22 protein-coding genes and 3 pseudogenes are annotated in these 24,344 nt (G+C 33.1%); 18 read left to right on the top strand and 7 right to left on the bottom strand.

Translation table 11 applies throughout. The features are described from left to right. The first annotated feature begins 6 nt into the window (after positions 1–6). The 11 genes from panB (at position 7) to ACIQ1E_RS04675 (ending at position 10,178) form a co-directional block, all read left to right on the top strand. Complete coding sequence (panB, locus tag ACIQ1E_RS04725; RefSeq protein WP_396169162.1) at positions 7–825, top strand: 3-methyl-2-oxobutanoate hydroxymethyltransferase; 819 nt, start codon at positions 7–9, stop codon at positions 823–825. 87 nt (positions 826–912) lie between these two features. Further along, on the top strand, positions 913–1,686 hold the full coding sequence (locus ACIQ1E_RS04720; protein WP_396169160.1) for a glycosyltransferase: 774 nt from the start codon (positions 913–915) through the stop codon (positions 1,684–1,686). Further along, the gene (locus ACIQ1E_RS04715) at positions 1,686–3,107 is read left to right on the top strand and encodes an ArnT family glycosyltransferase (protein ID WP_396169159.1); all 1,422 of its coding nucleotides are present in this window, start codon (positions 1,686–1,688) and stop codon (positions 3,105–3,107) included. Before ACIQ1E_RS04720 ends, ACIQ1E_RS04715 begins: the two co-directional genes overlap by 1 nt. A gap of 16 nt (positions 3,108–3,123) precedes the next feature. Next, positions 3,124–3,813 carry an RluA family pseudouridine synthase gene (locus ACIQ1E_RS04710; protein WP_396169157.1) on the top strand — a complete coding sequence of 230 codons (690 nt, stop codon included), beginning with the start codon at positions 3,124–3,126 and terminating at the stop codon, positions 3,811–3,813. A 44-nt stretch (positions 3,814–3,857) separates the two neighbouring features. Next, positions 3,858–5,186, top strand: coding sequence for an aldehyde dehydrogenase (locus ACIQ1E_RS04705; protein WP_396169155.1), 1,329 nt, complete (start codon positions 3,858–3,860; stop codon positions 5,184–5,186). A 45-nt stretch (positions 5,187–5,231) separates the two neighbouring features. Beyond that, positions 5,232–6,038, top strand: coding sequence for a hypothetical protein (locus tag ACIQ1E_RS04700; protein WP_396169153.1), 807 nt, complete (start codon positions 5,232–5,234; stop codon positions 6,036–6,038). Positions 6,039–6,075: 37 nt separating this feature from the next. After that, positions 6,076–6,933, top strand: a complete 858-nt coding sequence (locus ACIQ1E_RS04695; RefSeq protein WP_396169152.1) for a neutral zinc metallopeptidase — start codon at positions 6,076–6,078, stop codon at positions 6,931–6,933. A 694-nt stretch (positions 6,934–7,627) separates the two neighbouring features. Then, positions 7,628–7,843, top strand: a complete 216-nt coding sequence (locus ACIQ1E_RS04690; RefSeq protein WP_133275291.1) for a hypothetical protein — start codon at positions 7,628–7,630, stop codon at positions 7,841–7,843. Continuing rightward, a complete protein-coding gene (locus tag ACIQ1E_RS04685; protein ID WP_396169150.1) occupies positions 7,830–8,252 on the top strand; it encodes a putative toxin-antitoxin system toxin component, PIN family in 423 nt (140 codons plus the stop codon). Before ACIQ1E_RS04690 ends, ACIQ1E_RS04685 begins: the two co-directional genes overlap by 14 nt. Before the next feature lie 25 nt (positions 8,253–8,277). Next, the gene (locus tag ACIQ1E_RS04680) at positions 8,278–8,784 is read left to right on the top strand and encodes a GNAT family N-acetyltransferase (protein ID WP_396169148.1); all 507 of its coding nucleotides are present in this window, start codon (positions 8,278–8,280) and stop codon (positions 8,782–8,784) included. Between the two features lie 104 nt (positions 8,785–8,888). Beyond that, the gene (locus ACIQ1E_RS04675; protein WP_396169146.1) at positions 8,889–10,178 is read left to right on the top strand and encodes a DEAD/DEAH box helicase; all 1,290 of its coding nucleotides are present in this window, start codon (positions 8,889–8,891) and stop codon (positions 10,176–10,178) included. 119 nt (positions 10,179–10,297) lie between these two features. On the opposite strand, the pseudogene ACIQ1E_RS04670 reads toward ACIQ1E_RS04675, so the two are convergent. Then, positions 10,298–10,450: pseudogene (locus ACIQ1E_RS04670) on the bottom strand (ATP-binding protein); the annotation flags it as partial. A 226-nt stretch (positions 10,451–10,676) separates the two neighbouring features. Here ACIQ1E_RS04670 and ACIQ1E_RS04665 point away from each other — a divergent pair. After that, positions 10,677–11,192 (top strand): hypothetical protein, encoded by a 516-nt coding sequence (locus ACIQ1E_RS04665; protein WP_396169144.1) that lies wholly within the window; start codon positions 10,677–10,679, stop codon positions 11,190–11,192. A 78-nt stretch (positions 11,193–11,270) separates the two neighbouring features. Here ACIQ1E_RS04665 and ACIQ1E_RS04660 read toward each other — a convergent pair. Further along, positions 11,271–12,158, bottom strand: a pseudogene (locus ACIQ1E_RS04660) (YifB family Mg chelatase-like AAA ATPase); the annotation flags it as partial. Positions 12,159–12,215: 57 nt separating this feature from the next. Here ACIQ1E_RS04660 and ACIQ1E_RS04655 point away from each other — a divergent pair. Next, positions 12,216–14,045 (top strand): recombinase family protein, encoded by a 1,830-nt coding sequence (locus ACIQ1E_RS04655; RefSeq protein WP_396169142.1) that lies wholly within the window; start codon positions 12,216–12,218, stop codon positions 14,043–14,045. Between the two features lie 289 nt (positions 14,046–14,334). Here ACIQ1E_RS04655 and ACIQ1E_RS04650 read toward each other — a convergent pair whose 3' ends face one another. The 3 genes from ACIQ1E_RS04650 to ACIQ1E_RS04640 form a co-directional block, all read right to left on the bottom strand. Beyond that, positions 14,335–15,828, bottom strand: a complete 1,494-nt coding sequence (locus tag ACIQ1E_RS04650; protein WP_396169140.1) for a site-specific DNA-methyltransferase — start codon at positions 15,826–15,828, stop codon at positions 14,335–14,337. A gap of 74 nt (positions 15,829–15,902) precedes the next feature. Next, positions 15,903–16,454 (bottom strand): hypothetical protein, encoded by a 552-nt coding sequence (locus ACIQ1E_RS04645; RefSeq protein ID WP_396169138.1) that lies wholly within the window; start codon positions 16,452–16,454, stop codon positions 15,903–15,905. Between the two features lie 129 nt (positions 16,455–16,583). Beyond that, positions 16,584–17,180: a hypothetical protein gene (locus ACIQ1E_RS04640; RefSeq protein ID WP_396169136.1), complete on the bottom strand. Its 597-nt coding sequence runs from the start codon at positions 17,178–17,180 to the stop codon at positions 16,584–16,586. Positions 17,181–17,470: 290 nt separating this feature from the next. On the opposite strand from ACIQ1E_RS04640, the gene ACIQ1E_RS04635 reads away from it, so the two are divergent. From ACIQ1E_RS04635 to ACIQ1E_RS04620, 4 genes are all read left to right on the top strand, one after another. Then, complete coding sequence (locus ACIQ1E_RS04635) at positions 17,471–17,722, top strand: hypothetical protein (RefSeq protein WP_396169134.1); 252 nt, start codon at positions 17,471–17,473, stop codon at positions 17,720–17,722. A 271-nt stretch (positions 17,723–17,993) separates the two neighbouring features. After that, positions 17,994–18,644 carry a recombinase family protein gene (locus ACIQ1E_RS04630; RefSeq protein ID WP_396169132.1) on the top strand — a complete coding sequence of 217 codons (651 nt, stop codon included), beginning with the start codon at positions 17,994–17,996 and terminating at the stop codon, positions 18,642–18,644. A gap of 66 nt (positions 18,645–18,710) precedes the next feature. After that, positions 18,711–19,961, top strand: coding sequence for a hypothetical protein (locus tag ACIQ1E_RS04625; protein WP_396169130.1), 1,251 nt, complete (start codon positions 18,711–18,713; stop codon positions 19,959–19,961). Then, the gene (locus ACIQ1E_RS04620) at positions 19,907–21,085 is read left to right on the top strand and encodes a DNA methyltransferase (RefSeq protein WP_396169185.1); all 1,179 of its coding nucleotides are present in this window, start codon (positions 19,907–19,909) and stop codon (positions 21,083–21,085) included. Before ACIQ1E_RS04625 ends, ACIQ1E_RS04620 begins: the two co-directional genes overlap by 55 nt. Here the strand turns inward: ACIQ1E_RS04620 and ACIQ1E_RS04615 are convergent. Next, positions 21,082–22,533: a hypothetical protein gene (locus ACIQ1E_RS04615; RefSeq protein WP_396169128.1), complete on the bottom strand. Its 1,452-nt coding sequence runs from the start codon at positions 22,531–22,533 to the stop codon at positions 21,082–21,084. The genes ACIQ1E_RS04620 and ACIQ1E_RS04615 overlap by 4 nt on opposite strands. 281 nt (positions 22,534–22,814) lie before the next feature. On the opposite strand from ACIQ1E_RS04615, the gene ACIQ1E_RS04610 reads away from it, so the two are divergent. Then, positions 22,815–23,486 (top strand): hypothetical protein, encoded by a 672-nt coding sequence (locus tag ACIQ1E_RS04610; protein ID WP_396169127.1) that lies wholly within the window; start codon positions 22,815–22,817, stop codon positions 23,484–23,486. Positions 23,487–23,612: 126 nt separating this feature from the next. On the opposite strand, the pseudogene ACIQ1E_RS04605 reads toward ACIQ1E_RS04610, so the two are convergent. Then, positions 23,613–24,275 (bottom strand): annotated as a pseudogene (locus tag ACIQ1E_RS04605) (magnesium chelatase domain-containing protein); the annotation flags it as partial. Positions 24,276–24,344 lie beyond the last annotated feature (69 nt).

Here is a 24,344-nt window from a genome sequence, read left to right as displayed (position 1 = left end):
AAAACAATGTCAGTAGCCAAAAAAGATTATAAAAGAGTAACTACAAAGTCATTAATCGAAATGAAATTCGATGGGCAAAAAATCTCTATGCTCACGGCATACGATTATTCAATGGCCAAAATTGTTGATGCTGCTGGTGTTGACGTAATTCTTGTTGGCGATTCAGCATCGAATGTGATGGCTGGCCACGAAACTACCTTGCCCATCACTTTAGACCAAATGATTTATCATGCCTCAAGTGTGGTAAGAGCGATTCATAGAGCGTTAGTTGTTGTTGATTTACCTTTTGGAAGCTATCAATCCGACCCTAAAGAAGCCTTGCGTTCTTCTATCAGAATCATGAAAGAAAGTGGCGGACATGCCGTAAAACTAGAAGGCGGAAGTGAAATCAAAGAATCGATTAAACGAATATTGAATGCTGGAATTCCTGTTATGGGACATTTGGGTTTAACCCCACAATCTATATATAAATTCGGAACCTACACCGTTCGTGCCAAAGAAGAGCAGGAAGCTGAAAAACTGATTGAAGATGCTAAACTCCTTGAAAAATTAGGTTGTTTTGCCATAGTTATCGAAAAAGTTCCTGCCGATTTAGCTGCAAAAGTAGCCCAAAGCATTTCGATACCCGTTATCGGCATTGGTGCTGGTGGTGGCGTTGACGGTCAAGTATTAGTGATTCACGATATGTTAGGAATGAATAATGAATTTAGTCCCCGCTTTCTGCGCCGTTATTTGAATTTATACGAAGAAATGACTTCTGCCATTGGGCAATATGTCGCAGATGTGAAGTCCCGGGATTTCCCAAATGAAAAAGAGCAGTATTAAGCGTAAACCTCAAAGTGGCAATCAAATTTAAATATAGTAAAAAAATAAGATGCTATTCAAGTTTTTTTTAGAACACAAAACATTTTAATGTCAACATCTTTCAATACCAGCATTGTTATCCCCTGTTACAATGAAGAAAATGGAATTTCAAATGCTGAATATTCCAACTTCCTAAATAACAATTCGGAGGTCCTGTTTTGTTTTGTAAATGATGGCTCTACTGATGATACACTCGCAGTGTTGAAGACCTTAAAAGACAAACATCCAACACAAATTCATATTCTTTCCCTAAAAAAAAACTCAGGCAAAGCCGAGGCGGTTCGTGCTGGAATTCAGTACTGCAATTTCAATTTCAAACATCAGTACATTGGCTATCTCGATGCTGATTTAGCCACAACTTTAGAGGAATTCATAGATCTTAGAAATTTCTTAGATGAAGAAATTGTTTTTTGTTTTGGATCACGAATTCGCAAAATTGGTTCAATCATAGAAAGGCAAAACAGTCGTTTTTTGATAGGGAGAATTATCGCAACCTTCATTTCGAATATTCTTGACATTAAAGTTTATGACACCCAATGTGGGGCGAAAATATTCACTCGAGAAATTTCGGAACAATTATTTCAAAAAGAATTCATTTCAAAATGGTTGTTTGACGTAGAACTATTCTACAGAATGATTCTTCTTTTTGGTCGAGAAAAAGCCATTCAAAAAATGCTCGAAATCCCTTTGAAATTATGGGTTGAAAAAGGCGATTCTAAAGTAAAACTGAGCTACGGAGTCAAACTTTGGTTCGATTTGTATAAAATTAGACAGGAATACAAAAAAATTGAAAAGAATATATCCCAATGCAAACTTAAATAATGATTTCAGAAAAGCTAAAAAACAATTCTAGAATACTATCGATTTCGGTAGTTGCCATCTTGATTTTTAGATTGTTACTTACTATTACTATCCCTTTATTAGACAAAACAGAATCGCGCTATGCCGAAATTGCCCGAATCATGCAGGAAACGAAGCAATGGGTTGTTTTGCAAATAGATTATGGAGTACCGTTTTGGGCAAAACCACCTTTATCTACTTGGCTGTCTGCAGGAAGTTTTGAAGTGTTTGGTGTAAACGAATTTGCCGCCCGATTTCCTTCTTTTTTATTGAGTGTCATCCTAATAATCATTGCGGGTAAAATGGTCAAAAAAGAAGGATATTCCTTTTATCTTCCAGGTTTTATTTTATTAACAATGCCTGAATTTCTGATTCATACAGGAGTTGTCTCAACCGATACTTCACTTGAATTTTGTATTACTCTAATGATGATTTCCTTTTGGAAAACAATGCAAAGCGAAACAAAAACCTATTGGAATTATATATTCTTTATCTCTCTGGGATTTGGGTTTCTTGCCAAAGGACCACTAATTACAGTACTTACATTTCCACCTTTATTTTTATGGTGTTGCCTGGACGTAAAAAGATTTAAAGCCATTTTTTCTAAATTTTCAATAATTCCCGGCATTCTAATTACTGCAGTAATTGCCCTTCCTTGGTATTATTTTTGCGAGCAACAATCACCAGGTTTCCTTGATTATTTTATCGTTGGCGAACACTACAAACGCTTTTTAGAACCGGGCTGGAAAGGAGACTTATATGGCAGCGGTCATTCGCAACCCAAAGGAATGATTTGGCTACTTATGTTTGCTTTTATGTTCCCGTGGATTCTGCTTGTTTTGTATAAATTATGGAAAAACAAAGCCACCATTTTCAAAAATAATTGGGTTTCATTTTTGATAGCTTGGGCATTTTGGACACCACTATTTTTTACAATTTCCAGTAATATTTTGCATACGTATTTGCTTCCTTCAGCAATGCCAATTATGTTTTTAGTGGTGTATTTTTGGAAAGATTTTACTCGAAAAAAACTGCTAATAAATACGGCATTATTTTTCCCAGCGGTAGTTTTTATTGCCTATTTTGCCCTATTTGCCACAGGAAAATTAGACCATCAAATGAATTCTGATAAATATCTTTTGAGAGAAATCAAAGGAACCTCTGAAAACAATGAAATTCCCATTTATTATTGGAAAGACAAACATTATTCAGGTCAATTTTATACCCGTGGGAAAGTTCAAGTGGTAAAAACGGAAAAGCAATTGGATTCGGTTCTTAGGTTGAATAAAAAGCTGTTTTTTGTAATTGATAAAAAGAAAATGAACAAGATTTCAAAAAAACATTTTGATAGAATGACTTTAACCCAAAGCAATTCGAAAACTTATATTTTTATAACCAAGTAGTAGAATCCCAATTTTGATGAAAATAATTTCCGATAAAAGTAACCTTCAAATCCTACACGAAGACAATCATTTAATTGTGATTAACAAACGTGTGGGCGATATTGTGCAAGGCGATAAAACCGGTGACAAACCTTTATCGGATGTCGTAAAAGAATACATCAAAGACAAATACAATAAACCCGGAGAAGTTTTTCTTGGGGTTGTACATAGATTAGACAGACCAACAACAGGAATTGTTGTTTTTGCTAGAACCAGTAAGGCTTTGACTCGAATGAACGAATTGTTCAGCAATCGCGAAACCCAGAAAACGTATTGGGCGGTAGTGAAAAACAAACCTCAAAATTCAGAAGACAAACTCGTGCATTACCTGAAAAGAAACGAGAAAAACAATAGTTCGAAAGCACATTTAAAAGAAGTTCCAGAGAGCAAATTGGCCAGTTTAGATTATAAAATCATCAAAGAATTGAACAATTATTTTGCATTGGAAATCAATCTTCATACGGGAAGACACCACCAAATTCGTGCCCAACTTTCGGCTATTGGTTCACCCATAAAAGGCGATTTGAAATACGGATTCGATCGCTCTAATCCGGATGGAGGAATTCACCTTCACGCTCGAAAACTAGTTTTCAATCATCCTGTTTCTAAAGAAAAAATAGAAATTATCGCTCCTGTACCAAATGATGTAATTTGGAATGCCATTTAATTTGAAAAAAATGTATCTTTAGGACTTCATTTAAGTCCTAAATTATGGAACCCAAAACCAACATTGATTTCAGAAAAGAAACGCTCACAAAGTTACTTAATGAAGTAATCCTACACGAAAAAGAAATCATCGAGGCTTTATACTTCGATTTCAAAAAACCAGCCTTCGAAACGGTGATTTCTGAAACGGGTTATGTAATTGCTGAATTAAAGCAAACCATAAAAAACCTCAATAAATGGGCCAAACCCAAAAGAGTCTTTCCTTCCTTATTGAATTTTCCTTCCAAAGATTATATTTACAAAGAACCGTACGGCAGAGTATTAATAATTTCACCTTGGAATTATCCTTTTCAATTAGCCCTTTGCCCATTGATTTCAGCCTTTGCGGCGGGAAATCAAGTCGTGCTAAAACCCTCCGAACTCACGCCTAAAACCTCGGAAATAATCGAAAAAATAATCTCAAAAATATTCATCAAAAAGGATGTCAATGTTGTCGAAGGAGGAATTGAAGTGGCGCAACAATTGCTTTCAGAGCGTTGGGATTATATCTTTTTTACTGGCAGTGTCACCGTTGGAAAAATTGTTGCCAAAGCAGCTGCTGAAAACCTTACGCCTGTAACACTAGAACTTGGAGGAAAAAATCCTTGTATCATTGACGAAACCGCCAATTTAAAACTCGCTGCCAAAAGGATTGTTTGGGGCAAATTTATGAATGCCGGCCAAACTTGTATTGCTCCCGACTATATTTTGATTCAAAAGGATATGAAAAGTCATTTTGTTACCTATTTGAAGAAAGAAATTACCAAAGCGTATGGAGTCGATGCTAGCCAATCACCTGATTATGCAAGAATTGTAAATCGAAAAAACTGGCAACGATTGGTCGATATGATCGAGCCCGAAAAAGTAATTTTTGGTAGCAAAAGCGATATTGATAATTGCTACATCTCCCCAACAGTTATCGAGGAAACTTCATTGGACAGTGACCTTATGAAAGACGAAATATTTGGCCCTATTCTACCCATTTTAACCTACTCCACCGAGAAAGAAATCGAAAGTATCATTAGCAAATATGAAAAACCATTAGCATTTTATATATTTACCGAAAACCGAATTTTTTCCAAACAGATGATTCAAAAATATTCCTTCGGCGGCGGTTGCGTCAACGATACTATGGTACATTTCTCGAATAAACGATTGCCTTTTGGAGGAGTGGGTCACAGCGGAATGGGCGCTTATCACGGAATTTTAAGTTTTGATACATTTTCTCATAAAAAAAGCATCCTGATCAAATCAAACTTTTTAGATTTGCCTTTCCGATATGCACCGTATAAAGATAAATTAAGAACAATCAAAAAAGTATTGCGATGGTTGTAAACAATAATAAAATTATAAATTAATCAACAATTTTACACACTAAAAATGCTAAACACTAAACCAAACAATGACCGAATAGAAGAATTGAAAACCAACGGATACCAATTAGATTTTGGCATAGTTTTCGAAAATGCATTTGAAAATTATAAAAAAATTGCGTTGTACGCTGGACTAATGCTATTAGTCTTTTCTGTATTAACAGTAATTGTGATGATGGCTGGGTTAATTTCCTATATCGGAATAGAAAACCTAGAAAGTTTTGCCAACAAAATGAAAGAGTTTTCACAATTAAAAGTGATGCCATTAGATGTGGCTTTACCACTAAATGCGGGCTTAATTTTGTATTCTGCAATTGTAACACCATTTATGGCGGGTTTTCTAAAAATGGCTGATTGTGGCGAAAAAGGTGAAGAGTTTCATGTTTCGACTATGTTTTCCTATTACAAATTACCGTATTTAATTCATATAATTATTTCTGTAATCATTATTTCATTATTCGGCACGGGTCTGGCCATGCTGCTTGAGTATTCTGGATTGGGCTTTGTGGGAACAGTAGTGACAATGCTGGTGTCATTTCTAACCTTTTTATCAGCTCCCTTGATTATTTTTGGGAATTTAGATGCTATTCAAGCTATTCAATCAAGTATTATCATTGTTTCGAAACAACCTTTGACCCTATTAGGTTTGGTTATTGTGGCTGGAATTGCTGCAGCAGTTGGAATTTTTGGTTTTTGCATTGGAATATTTTTTACTTGGCCTTTTATGTATTCTATGACTTATACCATTTACAAAACCATTGTGGGAATCGATGAACCTAGTGAATTAAAGGAAGTAACAGAAACCGAAAATTAATTTTTAAAATAGTAATAATAACTAAAAAAGAAAAATTATGAAATGGATAGGAAGACGTCAGAGTGACAATGTTGATGACAGAAGAGGAATGTCAGGAGGAGGAAAAGCCATACTTGGTGGTGGTGCATTGGGAATAATTATTTTATTATTGAATGCTTTTGGAGGCGAAAACGGCCAAATGATTGGCAATATTCTGCAGCAAACTCAAGGACAAGCAGCTCCAACTGAAGAAAGAGCCTTAACTCCCGAGGAAGTAAAAGAAGGTGAATTTGTAAAAACACTACTTGCTGACAATGAAGATGTTTGGACCAAAATATTTCAAGAAAACAACCTCACTTTCGAAGCTGCTAGATTACAATTATTTAGTGGGCAAACACAAACCGCTTGTGGTGGCGCGAGTTCTGCCTCAGGCCCATTTTATTGTCCTGGCGACCGAATCATCTATATGGATATGAGTTTCTTTGAAGAACTGCGAACCAAATTTGGTGCCGAAGGCGGTGATTTTGCAGTAGCTTATGTTTTGGCACACGAATACGGGCATCACATCCAAACCCTACTTGGTACTTCTGAAAAAATGCGCCGAGCACAAGAAGGAAAAAGTGAAGCTGAAGCCAATAAACTATCGGTAGCTTTAGAATTACAAGCCGATTTTTATGCCGGACTTTGGACACATTACAACGAACAACAAAACGCTATGTTAGAGCCTGGCGATATAGAAGAAGCCCTCAGTGCTGCCAATGCCGTAGGTGACGATGCCATCCAGAAAAAAATGCAAGGACAAGTCGTTCCCGATTCCTTCACCCACGGAACTTCAGAGCAAAGGATGTATTGGTTCAGTCGCGGTTTTAAAACAGGTGATATTCGACAAGGAAATACTTTTGCGGAGTTGAATTAAGGTGGAAAGTAGACAGTAGCAGTGTTTAGTTTTCTGATGAAATCTGCCAGTAAAACGATTAAATTTTATGTTCAATATGATTTATTACTGAAGTCTTAAAAGCAGAAACATATTTTTTATTATGCCAAGGAATTTGTAACCAATTAAAATAAATACTTATATTTGGCATAACGAAAACCCACCAGAACCAGCAAATAATTCTAATGGGTTTTAATTACTTTACTTTTTTATACTTAAAACTAAAAAAGCAATTGAATAAACAAATTTGGTTAAAAGGTGTACACCCAATAAAACCATAAGATAATACAATATATTCATCTCGTTTATATTTTTAGATTAAACATTAATCTAACTTTAGAAAAACCAAAATTACAGTTTTGGTTTTTTTTATGGCTAAATTCCTTGGTGCTCAATAACAAATGTAAATACTTGTTTTCTAGTATAAAAGCTTTGTTAAAAAGAAAATGAAAACAAAAAATAAATATGACATTTATCACATTTTAGGGTTGTTGCGATGGATTTCACATCTAAAAATAAATTGTTACACTAGCGATAGATTGCCTTGAGTTTCGCTTTAGTTTGAAGAAAAATCATAGCGTTTGCAACGAGGTTATTAAAAACACAATAGCTCGAAAATGTATTTAGTTTTCATAACATCTTGCTATATAAAAACCATTTCCTTAACTTTGACATTATGGAAGCACTAAAAATTGAAATACTAAATCCGAAAGCTTTGCAACTTATCAAAGAAATGCAAGATTTGAATTATATCAAAGTCACTGACGCGCCTGTTTCCAAACTTCAGTCTTATCTAAAAAAGATGAGAAAAAATGCCAGTACTGCTCCAAGTTTAGAGGAAATTGCAAATATTGTTGCCGAAGTTCGAGCTGAAAGATATGGCACAAAATAAATCACTTAGACTGATTATTGATACAAATCTTTGGATTAGCTTCATCATTTCAAAAAAACTCAATTTACTTGAACCTATACTTTTTGCCGAAAATACTAGAATCTTATTTTGTAGTGAATTGGTCGAAGAACTTCAAGCAACAATTACAAAACCCAAACTTAAAAAATATTTCTCCGAGAATGCTTTAGAAGAAATGTTAACCGTATTTGATCCTTACATCGATTTTATTACTGTAAAAAGTAAAGTTTCAATTTGTCGAGACCCCAATAATAACTTTTTATTAGCTTTGGCCAAAGATGGAAAAGCAAATTATTTACTGACTGGTGATAATGATTTATTGGATATCGGAAAATACGAAAAAACAATAATTATAAAAATATCTGAATTCTTAGAGCAAAACAAAAGCTAAAACCTAAAATTCAATACTTCCTAAAATGAATTATAACTTCAAAAAAGCCAATATCAAAGATATTCCCGAAATATGGGCTATTTTACAAAGCGCAATCCTTAGAAGAAAAAAGGACGGCAGCAACCAATGGCAAGACGGCTATCCCAACCTGGAAGTGGTAAAAAAGGATATCGAAAATGGATATGGTTATCTTTTAAAGGAGGGAAGAACCATCATTGGTTATTGTGCCATTGTGATTAATTATGAACCCGAATACGACAAAATTGAAGGGAAATGGCTCACGAATTCAGATTTTGTAGTGATTCATCGTATAGCAATTTCAGAAAATTATCTCGGTCAAGGATTATCTAAAACGATCCTGGAGTTTGTCGAGGATTTTGCAAAAAACAGAACTATTTTTAGCATAAAAGTAGACACCAACCACGACAATTTTGCAATGCTGAAAATTTTTGAAAAGACAGGTTATGCTTTCTGTGGCATCGTGCATTTCAGAGGAAGCCCAAGAAGAGCCTATGAAAAAGTACTTGAATAATCTACTTTTGTAACAAAATCTAGCAATCCAAAAATTTGCTGTACCTTTGCGCCCAATTAAATAAGCACTCAAAATAGATAGTGTTTACTTCAGAAACACCATTTATGTCATTTAACTCATTAGGATTATCAGATGCTTTATTAAAAGCCATCAGCAAAAAAGGATACACAACTCCCTCTCCAATACAACAAAAAGCAATTCCACCCATCTTAGAAGGCAAAGATGTTTTGGCTTCTGCACAAACAGGAACCGGAAAAACAGCAGGTTTTACTTTACCCATATTGCAAAATTTATCACAAGGAAAACATTTAAGCCACAGACCCATTCGTGCCTTGATATTGACTCCGACACGAGAATTGGCAGCACAAATATTAGCGAATATAAAAGAATACAGTGAGTTTGTAAACATCCGCAGCGCCGTAATTTTTGGTGGTGTAAACCAAAATCCACAAGTAGCTCAATTGCGTCAAGGTGTCGATATTTTGGTGGCAACTCCAGGTCGATTAATTGATTTGCAAAATCAAGGTTTAATAACATTATCGAAAGTTGAAATCCTAGTTTTAGACGAAGCCGATAGAATGCTTGATATGGGTTTCTTACGTGATATCGAACGCATCCTGAAAGTATTGCCTCCAAAAAGGCAAAACTTGATGTTCTCGGCAACCTTCTCCAAAGACATCAAGAAATTGGCAATGGGGATTTTGCACCATCCCGTTCAGGTGGAAGCCACTCCAGAAAACACAACTGTTGACGCGATTATTCAAAAAATATATCCTTGTGCCAAAGAGAAAAAGACCAAATTAATCATCAAACTGATTACGGAAGGCAACTGGAAACAGATTTTGGTTTTTACTCGTACCAAACAAGGCGCCAACAAACTAACCGAAAGTATGATTAGCGCTGGCATCAAAGCAGCAGCGATTCACGGCAACAAAGGGCAAGGCGCAAGAACCAAAGCTCTAGCCAGTTTCAAAGATGGAAGTTTGACCGCTTTAGTAGCTACAGATATTGCCGCTCGTGGTTTGGATATTCCTTTATTGCCACACGTGGTTAATTTTGAATTGCCCAACATTCCCGAAGATTACGTCCACAGAATTGGGAGAACCGGAAGAGCTGGAGCCAGCGGAGAAGCTATATCGTTGTTTAGCCCAGATGAAACTGTTTTTCTACGCGATATCGAAAAATTGGTGGGTTTGAAATTACCAAAAGAAAACATCAGAGGTTTTGAACCGGATCCTAACGCCTCAACCGAACCTATAAAACAAGGACAAGGAAGAGTGCAACGTAATTCAACGCCTAGACAGCCCAAAACAGATACTACAAAAAGAAGCAGCAATAACAGCTTTGGCCCAAGACGCCCACAACAAAATAACGACAGACGTTCTAATAGATAATTCCGCGCTCCGCAAATTCGGTTCCGATAGCTATCGGAATTGCGGATCATATACTAAATTAACTAACCCAACCAACCATCACGATCCAAACTTCGATACTGTATCGCTTCTGCAATATGTTAAGACATTACAGTTGGTGTAGCTTCTAAATCTGTGATGGTTCGGGCTACTTTCAGGATTCTATCGTAGGCTCATGCCGAAAGATTCAAACGGTCTATAGCGGTTTTTATTAATTGTTTGGCAGTATCATCGCGAACAGAATATTCTCGGATGTGTTGCATTTATAAAAAAATACGAAAAACTTATTGTAATACAAGGTTTTATGCTATGTTTGTTGGGATATATAAAGTTTTTTTACAGACTGACCTTATCGGTAAGCCTAAAAAAATCCTTAATATCAGATAAATCCAAAACGCACCCACAAGCCATTTATTTGAGGGTTTGCAATTTATACTCTTAGTATTTTCTCAATTTTTTAACAATGAATTAATTTTTAAAATGAAAAAAAACATCCTTTTTGCCACAATCAGCCTCTTTATTTTTTTTGCAACAACAAAAGTGACAAGCCAATCTAACAAGGACGAGCTGCGAAAAGCTGAAATAGATAAAACCTATTGGAGCGTCATATCCAAAGCAGTAAAAGAAGGTGATTTTGAGGGCTACTCGGCTACCTGCCACGAAAATGCCGTTCTGGTCTCTTCAGCGGGAAAAAACAAGTTTTCCTGCATTATGCCCGCTGCCCTTGCTCGCTGGAAACAGGGTTTTATCGATACCAAACAAGGCAAGCAGATGGATAACGTCTCGTTTCGTTTTTCACAAAGAATAGGTGACGAAACGACGGCACATGAGACCGGGATTTTCTATTTCACTTCGCGTGATAGCAATGGCAAACTCATCGGAGAGTCTTATACGCTTCTGGAAGCTTTGCTACTAAAACAAGGAGAAAAGTGGGTATGCTTGATGGAGTATCAAAAAACTGAGGTAACCAGAGAAGAATGGGATGCTTTGAAGTGATTTTGTGTGCTGTAAGGTCATGGTAACCCAAAGGCGCGGATTTACAATTCGTGCCCATTCAAATTTAAAACCACTAAATTACCCCAACCAACCATCGCGATCCAAACTTCTATACTGAATCGCTTCGGCAATGTGGGAAGAAATAACTTTCGGTGCCGCTTCTAAATCGGCAATTGTTCTGGCTACTTTTAATATTCTATCGTAGGCTCTTGCCGAAAGATTCAGGCGTTCCATTGCGGTTTTTAGTAATTGTTTGGAAGTGTCATCGAGAGCGCAATATTCCCGAATATGTTTGGTATTCATTTGCGCATTGTAATGTATATTTTCCATTTGAATAAATCGTTCAGATTGAATTTCTCTCGCAGCGGTAACACGTTTCCTAATTTCGACACTGCTTTCCGCTTTTTGTTCTTCGGATAATTTTTCGAAAGGAACGGGTGTCACTTCAATATGTATGTCGATTCTATCCAATAAAGGTCCTGAAATCTTGCTCAAATAGCGTTGCATTTCGTGTGGCGAAGAAGTTTGTGGAGAATCAGGATCATTAAAAAACCCACTCGGACTCGGATTCATACTGGCCACCAACATAAATGATGAAGGATACGTCACAGTAAACTTAGCTCTCGAAATCGTCACTTCTCTATCTTCCAAAGGTTGGCGCATCACTTCAAGAACTTCACGTTTGAATTCCGGTAATTCGTCCAAAAACAAAACGCCGTTGTGCGCCATCGAAATTTCGCCCGGTTGCGGATAACTTCCTCCCCCGACAAGCGCAACGTTCGAAATAGTATGGTGTGGACTTCTGAAAGGTCGTTGATTCATTAAACCTACCTCTTTCAGCTTTCCGGCAACACTATGAATTTTGGTAGTTTCCAAGGCTTCTCGCAAAGTCATTGGTGGTAAAATACTGGGTAAACGTTTTGCAAGCATTGTTTTTCCTGCTCCCGGAGGGCCAATCAGAATCAATTTAGGGCTTGATTATACCCTAAAAATTACTTATATTTTTAAAAATAAGTTTAAAATATGGAAAATAAATCAGCCGTTTTATTGGTTAGGGTTAGTACCGATATTCAGGAATATGAACCACAAATTGAGGATCTTGAAAAATTCGCTAAGTCAAAAGGGTTTAAAAAGATACACATCATTAAAACTAAAGAGTCAGGTAGATCAGATTTTGACAGGAAGATGGGTGTCAATGAGCTATTTGAATTTTTAGAAGAAAACAGTGAGTATAAGACAGTTTTTATAACCGAATTGTCTCGATTAGGCAGGAGAGAAAGTGTTTTGCATCAAATTAAAGAGAGGTTAATAAAAAATAAAATTCAATTGTATGTTAAAGACATTGGATATTCTTTATTTGATGAAAATGGTAATCAATCACGAGATGGTTCAATGATGTTTACTTTTTTTGGATATTATGCAGAGTCGGAGATGAATCAGAAAAAAGATAGATTTAGAAGATCCAAACAAAGATTAATGGAGATGGGGTACTCAATATCTGGGCCAACACTATTTGGATATAAAAAAGTGACAAACACAAATGAAAAATCAACTTTAGTTATTCACGATGATAATTCTAAAATAGTTCAAACTATATATAATTGGTATTTGAATGGGATTGGAAAAGAATATAAAAATCCTTCAATAAAAAAAATAACACTTGAATGCATAAAACGTGGATTTCCACAATATACTCACAGTAAAAGAAACGTAAACAAGCTCTTAAAAGAAGAAGGATATACTGGATTTAAGATAACTAACAATAAAAGGAAAGTACAAGACTATGAAACAGGTGAAATATCACATACTATTTCACAAAATAAAATAAAGTATCCCACAATTATAGATATTGACACTTTTGAGTCAGTACAACAAAAATTAAAAAACAACAATACTAATGCTGATAAATCGACTAAACACATTACAATTTTATCCAAAATAATTCAGTGCCCTGATTGTGGTAGACATCTGAATGGGAACTATAGAATTAGGAATAATACTAATGTAAGTAGCTACAGATGTACAAGTAGAAGCGGAGCAACTCCTTGTAATTTTAAAAAATCTATTACAATGAGTTTGATAGATACTATAATTTGGAATTTGATCAAATCCGATCTATTTACATTATCTAAAGTAATTCTAAAAGAAGATCCCGATAGTGAATTAATGAGTTTGAAAGAATCACAAAGAAAGATACAAAATCAAATATATGAAATTGATGAAAAAGTAACCGCTTTAAACAAATCAATGAAAGGAATTGGTAAAATGAAAAATATCGATATTTCAGATTTTTTGGAATCGATACATTCAAACCTAAAGAAACTAAATAAAGACAAAAGGGCATTAGAAAATGAACTTTCGAAGATTGAGATCTATCTATCTTTAAAAAATGACAATAGTCCCGAAACATATGAAAATATTAAAGAAAACATAAATTCGATTGAAAATTCTAGAAGTTTACTTAAAAAGTATATCAATCTTTTTGTGAATCAAATCAGCATATTGTTACATAATCAGAAACACACAATACTTAAAATCCATTTTAACATTGAAAGTGATCAATATCAACGGGTTCCCAAATTGAATAAAACGGAAGTTGGCCCTCTAGAAAAATTCACATATCTAATAATTGATAAAAGTGTAACCCAAAAAATTAATATTTTTAGAACTTCGAGATCAATTACAAAATCTAATAGTCAATTTCTAGGATTGAATTATAATAAACAAGATGGGACAAATGTAAAAAAGAAAATCTCTCTGTCTGAGTTAACAAAAGCTGAGGAATTATTTCCTGTTCAATTAGGAAGGTTAAATCTCTATCAAAGAAAAGAAGTTCCCAACGATTCTCAATAACAACTTAATTGATTTTTAACAGACTTACTTTTGCATTACAGGAAGTGAATTATTATTAACCTGGGCATCCAGAAACCCGCTCTTCAATTATGTTTGGCTTATATATAGTTCTAACAAAGATTAGGTTTAACGTTAATAGAAATAAATGGGGTTAATTTCACAAATAGGATCAATTCTGGAGACTTAAATTCCAATCCAACAACTATCTCATATTGTTGATTTTAGACCCGCCACGTGGATATATTAGGGTCGAGTCCTAAATTTGAATACCCTTACCCCTTACGACAGATTATACAGCAATTGCAAGGTCATTTTCTCCCGTTTCGTTTAAAAAATATTCAAATCTTTTGTTAGAAAATACAATTGATTCGTGATCAACATCAAAGCCAATCACTTTTCTTCCCATTTTAAGTCCAACCCCGATAGTACCAGATCCAACAAAACAATCACAAATAGTATCACCAGGTTTTGAATACGCCTCAATGAAAGGTTGGTAAATTTCAACTGGTGCAGGGGCATCGTGTTTGAAATTGGGGTCAATTTTCTTTAACTCAATAGGATTAAAAACAGGTGTACGAATAACATTTGTAATTCCTGTTTCTGGATTTGCAATGTAAAACCTTCCACTTGAAGTTGGTTTAGCTTTGTAATTATTTACTGACCCTTTCTTTTTGGGTAAATTAAATGTTGGAATCCTCCCTGGTTTAACTGCAATAATAATTTGTTCTTTGACATTTTGGAATCTATTATTATGAGGAGTGTACTTTTGATTGATTTTTTCCCAAGTAACATCGTCTATCAACTCATAACCAATCTCTCTTAATTTGATTTGTGCATAAGCACAAACCCCTTGATAACCATTTTTGTATGACTCTCCAATTATTGTTACAAGTACACCTCCTGGTTTTAGTTTTTTGAATTTTTCTTTATTAAAATTTCCAAAATTTTCAATATACTCAGAGACTGATTTTTCTTGCCCGTGAAGTAATTTATCTTGATTACGATAGGTTCTTTGACTTAATGCGTATGGGTGAGAATCAATAAATAAATCAATTGTTTCATCAGGTATAACATCCATTTCTAGTGAAGATTGACAATAGAGTTTATATGGTTTTTCTTCACTGTTATTATATGACATCGAGATAATCTTTGCTTCTTTGGATCTCCTTTCTGCCTCAATTCTTTCTTCTTTCTCTTTTATCAACTTATATGCATAATTAATTGATATTTCTCCAGAATCAATTAAATCCAAGACCCCAGTCCGTTCATTCTTATTTAGGATGATTTCACTCTGATAAACTTTATTTAGGTTTCTCAGAGTTGAAGATGAATATTCTCCATCAAGTAATAAAGAAGCGTAGTCAAAACGATCTAGTTTATTTGATTTTTGTTTACCGTTAAAATATTTCGAAAAATCTCTTTTTTTACCTTGTTGTTTCCCAATGAAATCTAAAATTTCGATTAATTCCTTATTAATCTGAATAATTGACTTCTTCCCTCTAGTATTCTCAATAATATGAGTCATCTTAATATCCTTCATAGATATTGTTCGAATAACACATTCTAAATACGGAAACTGTTCAGGAAACTCCTTCGCAACCTTAAGTCGGGCTAATCCATCAACAACAAAGAAATTTGAACCATCTTTAACTACTGAAATAGGTTGAAATTGACCAAATTCTAACATAGTCACCCGAACAGATTGTATTTTTTTAGGTTCAGTCATTTCTAACAATTCGAATGGAATCTTCAGACTTTCAATTTTGATTTTTGTAATTTTCATCTTATTTAGTTTTGATTAATAATAAATTGTGACTATAATTTTGGTCATAATTTTAGAGCAAAAAAAATACCTACTTATATTCTATCATATTCATCCTGATATTGTCTCCACATCATTCCTTCCAACTCTTTAATTATAACATTTAGCTTTGAATCAGGAATTTTTCCATTAATCATCACAGATTCCTTAGCCCCTAAATTTTTTGAGAACTTCCTAAACTTCTTACCCTTTTTATCTATCCAATATGCCCTTACTACGATATAGAAAATATCTGATGGCTTGTGATGATGTTCTGCAATTAAAATATCGCCTTTAATCATTAGCCTGACTTTTTCGATTCTCTCTTTATGCCCTTCAATCAATTTGTAGATTTCAAGAGGAGATAAGGGTTTATTACCTTCATCATTTAATACCTCTTTTTCATTCATATCCTTTACGAATCGATCTTTTAGCTTGTTCAACTCAATAAATAGATAGGACTTACTTTCATCGTTATAATGTTCCTCTCTAAAACCATCATTATTTAACCAATCTGACCAATCATCATCATTAAGAAGATGCGGATGGAGTAATAATAAAAGCCCCTTTACTATTGCCATTGTTTTAAATGCCATTAATTCTACCATAATCCTTTTTTTTGACAAAGATAATGGTCATAAATTACAATTCCTAGAGTTTGACCAAAATATTTTCCATAATTAAAACTTCCTGTAATAAAAAAGTATGTAAGTAAATCACTATCAGATACTTAATGTTTATTTTTTCAAATAACCAGTAGTAATGCCTCTATCAGTGAACTTGTTTAAATATATAGATGTGTTTTTAATTCCTTTTATTGTTTCTATATAACCTCTACCCATTTTTCCCTGTATCTCATAAAATGGAATAAACTCTTTCTCAAAATACTCCTGTCGAATTATCTGATTATTCGGACCAATTAAATTCCTAAATGTTTTGTATTCGATCATCCTTTTATTTTCATTGTTTGCTAGATCATAAATTATCTTTTTCCCACTTGTTTCTTTTGAATTACTACAGTTATATGCAGTTGTATGGTTTGACTTATAACTTATTTCTTTACCATTAACTAAGTATTTAGAAAAGTAAACGACAAGTTCATTAATAGTAATAAGGTTATTTGTGTCTACTAATAGATGTGTATGATAGATACCATCACTAAAATTACTTTTCTCACAAGACCAATAGATTTGACAAAAGTCATTATCATTCATAATAATTTCCATCTCTCTTTCCCATTGATTAACAGTTGTTCTTTTCATTTTATTTAGTGTAATGAAATAATCCCAATTAAGTAGGGAGGTATTAATACCATTATGTATACTAGTTTTCATAAGAATATCTTTTACTTGGATATAGAAAGGGTATGGGGGTCTTTCACCCACTCTTAACTTTCTTGTTTCAAATAAGTATCACAATTATTGATAAAAATCAAGGCTTAATGAAATTTTGTATCACGTTGGTATATTTATTAATATGAAATATAGAAAACAACTAAGAATTAGGTTAAGTGAAGATCAATTTTACAGGCTAATAAATAAGGTCAATGAAGAAGATTCTACAACAAGTAATTTAGTTCGAGAAGCAATTGATCAAAGAGTTAAACGTGTTTTAAAACAGACTTATGATGAGAAGAAGAAATAATAAAATCACTTTTGAAAACTGGTGCAGTTATAATCTATCAGATTTAAGTGTATTTGAGTTACCGGACGACACTACTGAAATCGAATATCAGACTGGTTTAGAATCAATAAAGAAATTAGGAATAAGAGAGGAAGATGAAGTTATAATTGAACTTAAACTTAGTCCTGAACAGTTGATAGCTTCGGTTATTAATCTAAAACGAGAAAACACATTTACACCTAAGTCAGAATAATTTCGATTTTTTTGGTAAAATTTTTTTTTTAGTTTGGAATAGTAATTTGAGTTATTAAGATTAATTCTTTGAGAATAGTATCCCCCCTATTGGAGGTCGAAAAGATTGTTTCCAGCAAGGGAGGTTTTGAGTCCGTCCGGCAGGGGGCTATATCTATACTTTAAATCAAATATTTGTTAGATAAAATGTCATAATTGAATGATTTCACAAATCTTAAACGAACGTTTGGTATTTGTGAAATATGCGCTTACATTAGCTAAAACAAAGATTTATGGAAAAGTATGTAGGATATATTCGAACATCAACTGGACGTCAAATACTCGGATTAGAAGAACAAAGATCAAGAATAAATCAATTTATTGAAGCAAATGGAGATGAGCTTGTTGATATAATTTCTGAACAAGAAACGGGTAAAAATAATTACAGAGATAAATTAAATCTTGCAATCAATCTTTGTACAAAATTTGGATATACTTTGTTATTCACAAAATTAGATCGACTTAGTAGAGAAGTTGAATTTCTTTTTACTCTCAGAAACAAAGGAGTCAAATTAAAATGTATTGAATTACCTGAATTAAATACGCTTACTCTAGGGATTTTCGGAACTGTTGCTCAGTTTGAAAGAGAATCCATTTCGATTAGAACAAAAAATGGTTTAAGAGAACTTTCAAAAACAAAAAAACTTGGAACACCTTCGAATTTAACTTTAGAAGCTAAAAAAAAGGGATTAGAGGCTATCAAAAAAAATCGTATTGAAAATGAAAATTGGAGATTAGCGAAAACTTATATTGAACATTTTCAAATGAAAAATGGATACACTTCTCTTACTGAAATATCTAAAGAATTGAATCTTAATGGTTATAGAACTAGGAGAGGTTGTTCATTTTCTCCGGAGATTGTAAGAAGGTTAATTGCTCAATAGAATAATACTTCCTTTAAAATTAGAGGAGGGTCTTTTTCACTATATTTGTCGAATAATGTGAACAAAATGAATAGTGAGAAATTAAAACAGCATATTGATTCAAGTAAGACAATTAAATATGATGTTACATTCAAAGATGCCAAATACCAATCAATCCATAGGTGGTTCCCTTATTTGGAAGGGTTTTCGGAGACTTTTATAGTTGACATACTTAAACACATTAAAATTCCAATACAGACAATTTATGAACCATTTGCTGGGTCAGGTACATTACCAGTTTATTGTATTCTAAACGGGTATGATGTTTATTACAGTGAAGTTAATTCATTCTTGCAGGATTTAATCAATCTTAAAATAGATGTTTTAAAGCTCGATGACAAAAACAAAAATTTATTGATTTTAAATTTAGAGAGTCTTACTAATACATTAATAGAATCTGTAAATGAATGTGAAATTAGTGAAGATCTTAAAAAAACATATGTTGACACTTTTGGTGATTCAATATATTTCCAAGAGGTTAATTATCAATTAGTTTTAAGATTTAGAACCTTTATTGATAACCAAAAGTCCGAATTAGTTAAAAAGGTTTTAGAAACATCCGCTTGCGAAGCATTGTTACATTCTTCATTGTTAAAAAGGAACGGAGATATTAGATATCGAAAAGGAAAAGAATTAGAAAAAATTACTAATTTTTTAGAAAGGTGTCAAATAAATTTAAATAAGATAACGGATGACCTAAAGTCGTTTAACAAACTGGAATCGAACTCGTTTTATAAATTTACCCCAAATGCAAAACATTTTGATCCTGCAATAGAAAATAAGATAGATGTTATCATAACATCTCCTCCATATTTAAACGGCACAAATTATATTCGAAATACAAAATTGGAGCTTTGGTTTCTGAGGTATTTAAAGTCAAAAAGTGACTTGAGTAGTTATAGAAGACTTGTTGTGACTGCTGGAATTAATGATGTTAGTCGTGAAAACAAAGAGATTTTGTTACCATCATTAGAACATTTATTAAAAGATCCAAAGATTTGGTATGACAAGAGGATTCCGAAAATGGTTAATGACTATTTTTTTGATATGAAAGTCGTCTTAGAAAATTCATACAAATATCTTAAGACAGGTGGTTATATTTTTATAGATATTGGAGATAGTATTTATGGTGGGATCCACATCCCCACAGATGAAATCCTAATTGATCTATGTAAGTTAATTGGTTTCAAGTTCAAAGAGAATATAAAACTCAGAGAAAGGAAATCAAAAGATGGTTCAATTGTAAAACAAACACTTATAATCGCCGAAAAAATATGAACTATCTAGATAATTGGAATAATTTTAAATCGAACAAGCCATTCCGAGAACTCCCATTTTCAAAACGAAATTGGGGACATCCGAATCATTCGATATGTTCTTTTTATGGAAAGTTGAAACCTTCAATTTCTCATTTCTTAATCGATACATTTACAAACAAGAATGATATAGTTCTTGATTGTTTTACAGGTTCGGGGACAATCCCTTTTGAAGCTGCATTAATGAATCGAAAATCTTTCGGAATTGATATTAATCCAATTGCAGTCGCTATAACTTCCTCTAAAATTGGAGAAACAAACAAGGACTCAATCATAAGAGAATTAGATTTACTTCGAGATTTTATAAAAAATACCACTGTTGGAAATGAAGTATTAATAAAGGCCCAAATGTTTGGATTCAATAAAAAATTAGAGGAATACTATCATCCAGATACACTTAAAGAAATTATTCTTGCAAGAGAATATTTTCAAAAGAACAAAAATCACAATACAAATCAGAATCTAATTATATCTTGTTTACTACATATTCTACACGGTAATAGACCTTATGCGTTAAGTAGAAACTCTCATCCAATTACTCCTTATGCTCCTACAGGAGATTATATTTACAAAGATTTAATGGAAAAACTTAGTGTTAAAGTTTTGAAGACCATTGATAATGCAATTTTAAATCCAATCCAACAAGCTGGAAAAGTCTTTGAGGGTGATATTTTAAATGACTGGAATTCTGAAATACAGAATGTTAACGCAATAATTACATCTCCACCATTTTTTGACAGTACAAAGTTTTATTTAACTAATTGGATCAGAAACTGGTTTATGGGGTGGGAGTTTGAAGATTTTGAAACTGAGAAGCTCAAATTTATTGACACTCTCCAAAAGAAATCATTTGATCCGTATGATAGAATACTTGCCCAATGTAAAGATCGGTTGACCAAAGATGGGATTGTACTTTTTCACCTAGGAAAAAGCCACAAAAAAGATATGGGAGATGCAATTATCCCTTATGCTAAAAAATACTTTAAAAAAATAGAACTATATAATGAAGATGTTTCAGATATAGAAAAACACGGGGTTGAGGACAAGGGTAGTGTTAATGTTCATCAATACCTTTTGATGAGTTAATGTTTTCGAATTTCATATTCTTTAATTAAATCAAAAGGAATTGAGCTTTTATTTACAACTTTCTGAAGTGAATGAAGAATACTATTTGCAACAGTTTTACCTTCTCTAACTTTTGTATATTCTTCAAACGTTAAAAATTCTTCAAAAAACCACACGATATTTTCTTTAAGTTCAATAATTACCTTTTCGTTTGACCTTTTTGATTGTAATAACTCAAGGCTTAATCCTGTAATTTTTGATAATTGTACTAATTTCTCTGGTGTATAAAAATCAACAGGAAAGTGATCACTTTTTGAACTATTACAAGTCGAACATAAACAAGTTGCGGTTTCGTCAAGTGGATATAAGTAGGCTAAAGGCATAGTATGATCTAAATCCATCTCATTAGATGTTTTTATTTCTTTTCCACAATTGAAACAAGATTTATCAAATTTCTCCCAAATAAATTTATCGAACTCTACTTTTTGTTCTTCTAGGAATATATGGTATATCCACTTTAATGACAATAATTTTCTAGTTAATAGCTCAAAAGACCTTCTTCTTAGTGAGTCCTCTCGATGTTGGGTAGAAGTGCGTAAATGGTTAAGAGCAGCATTTACAAAAAACTTTTTACAAGATTTACACTCCAACTGATGTCCATAATAAGAATATATAAAATCATCTTTAAGTGTATATGGTGTGGTAGATATAAAGTCCTCTAAATCTTTACCAATAACTGCACTTTCTTTGATTTGATAATTTGAGAAATTACCGTGTGTGCAAGGAGCTTTTGCTGAACAATGATTTGAAAAGGCTAATTGTACTCTTTCATTAATGTGATTAATCGGTAAAAATCGTTGACATCTGTTACAAGATTTTATAATAGTCAAATCTCCATCAATTGATTCATCTAAAATAATTTCTTCATCAAAATAAAACTGTTCAGGGTAACAAATCTCTTTTTTTGAATTATAAAAATGACTATAAACGTCATTTTCTTTAAAATACTCATACGAGATATAACCCATCCCTAAATTTGTATATTGTAAATTTGCTTGTTCGTTTGTAGATATATTAATTTCTACTTCTATTTGGCAATTATCATCAATAGAATCAATATTAAATTCAATTTCGAGTCCAATTTTTTGGTAAACTCCTTCTTGCAAATTAAACACCTTCTTTGTTACAACTTCAAGTGCAGTAATTTTAATCTCAATATCTAGCTCACTATCAGAGATAAAATAACCCCCAATTCCAAAAATTGATATATCTCTTTGAAATAGATTAATTGGTTCATCTTGATAGATGATTTTAACAGATCTGTTCTGATTAATTACTAATCTATTAAATCGCACTATTTTACAATCACCTCCAGATAATTTACCTCCAACTTTGTGTCCTGTAACATTATTTGTACTGCGTCTAATAGGCGTAGTAAATCCGTAGCTTTTTTGCTTAATTTTACTCATTTAATACATTTTGATGATTATTGCGTCATCAAATGTAGCGATAGCTCTAGAGGTGAGCAAGAAAAATGAATATTATTGCAAGAAGGATTAGTAAATAATAAATGATTGTATCCTTCAGGATATAGTGAACTTGAATTTTGAATATGTCAAAAAGAAATAAAACGAAACTTGGTAAATGTCAGGTGTGTTCAAACACAAGACAACTAACTTATGAGCACATTCCACCAAAATCCACTTACAATAACAATAAGGTGTATTATACTTCAAATATTCATCCATTGATGGACAAGAGAGATGCCAAAACATTTGATGAATTAACTTATTTTGATAAATCAAAAGCGACTAAAAAACAAGGAGGAATTGGGTTTTATTCAATTTGTGGTGCTTGTAATAATTTTTTTGGCACTTGGTATGTTAGGGCTTATAAAGATTGGGTTAGTCAATCTGTAAACTATTTTTCATTAAGTACTTTGAATGATAGGGAGGAATTTAAAGTTACTATCCAACCTTTAAATGTTTTAAAGCAGATTATTGCGATGTTTTTCTCGATTAACGATAAATTGTCCAAATTATCTCCAGACTTAAAGGCGTTTATATTAAACAAACAGAGTAAAGAACTTCCATCAAATATTAGAATATTCATTTATTATAATATTGAAGGAGTGATCAGATATGAGCCTAATTTAGTAGTTGGAGATTTCTCAAATAATAGAGTGATAATTGCTTCAGAAATAACCTTCCCCCCATTAGGGTATGTTCTTGTTACAAATGGTGAAAATGTAGACGAACGACTAAGAGAGATAACTCATTTTTCAAAATATGAACTAAATGAAGTAGTTACAATTGATCAAAATTTGAATATTCTTCCAACGCATATCAAATTTATTTTAGACTATAGAACTAAAGAAGAAATAGAATTAGGGTTGATGAACAATTCAGAAAACTTACCATAATTTTATAGGAAGAATTGATCGTTGTTCTACTTTTATTTAAAATACAATTTTAAAATAATTGATTTTTAAATGTAAGTATTTGATTTACAATTATTTAATATAAAATTAGTTAGAGGTATTATCGTTACCTAAACTGATAATATTGTGACCACCCGCTGCCGCAATTTCCATACATCTTTTTATAGACTCCTGCCCTTTCACATCACTAAAATCAAATTCTGGAAAGTCTAATGTTTTATAAAATTCGGCACGAGTATCAATTATTGTGGGTTCTAAAGTTGCTTTACCTTCAAAAAAATCTATCACTTGCTGAATATTTTCAACCCCATAAACATCTAAACCTGTAACAATGGCAGCTTCTTTCACATTTTGAATGGGTAGAAAAAAACCTTTAAAACCTTCTTCTTTGGCTTTAATAGCTATTGGCAAAGCGCCACGAATGGGTTGCAAACTACCATCGAGAGAAAGTTCTCCCATAATAACATACTTGTCTATATCGTCTCCTTTGATTTGCGAAGAAGCGATTAGAATTCCAATGGCTAGCGTCAAATCATATGCCGAGCCTTCTTTCCGCAAATCGGCAGGCGCCATATTGATCGTGATCTTCTTGCCCGGCATTGCGTAGCCATTGTTTTTGAGCGCAGCTGCAATTCGATAACTACTTTCCTTAATGGCATTGTCGGGCAGACCAACTAAATGGTAACCAATTCCTTTGTCGATATTTACTTCTACGGTAATTGTGGTGGCTTCGACACCAAAAACGGCACTTCCAAAAACTTTGACTAGCATAATTATAAAATTAAGAATCTAAATTTAATATAAATTTCCTTTCAAACTGAAATTTACTTATTAATAAAG

Source organism: Flavobacterium sp. (genome assembly GCF_044348915.1).
Lineage (GTDB): Bacteria > Bacteroidota > Bacteroidia > Flavobacteriales > Flavobacteriaceae > Flavobacterium.
Note: the sequence above shows the minus strand (reverse complement) of the source record. Positions and strands in the feature narration are given on the sequence as shown.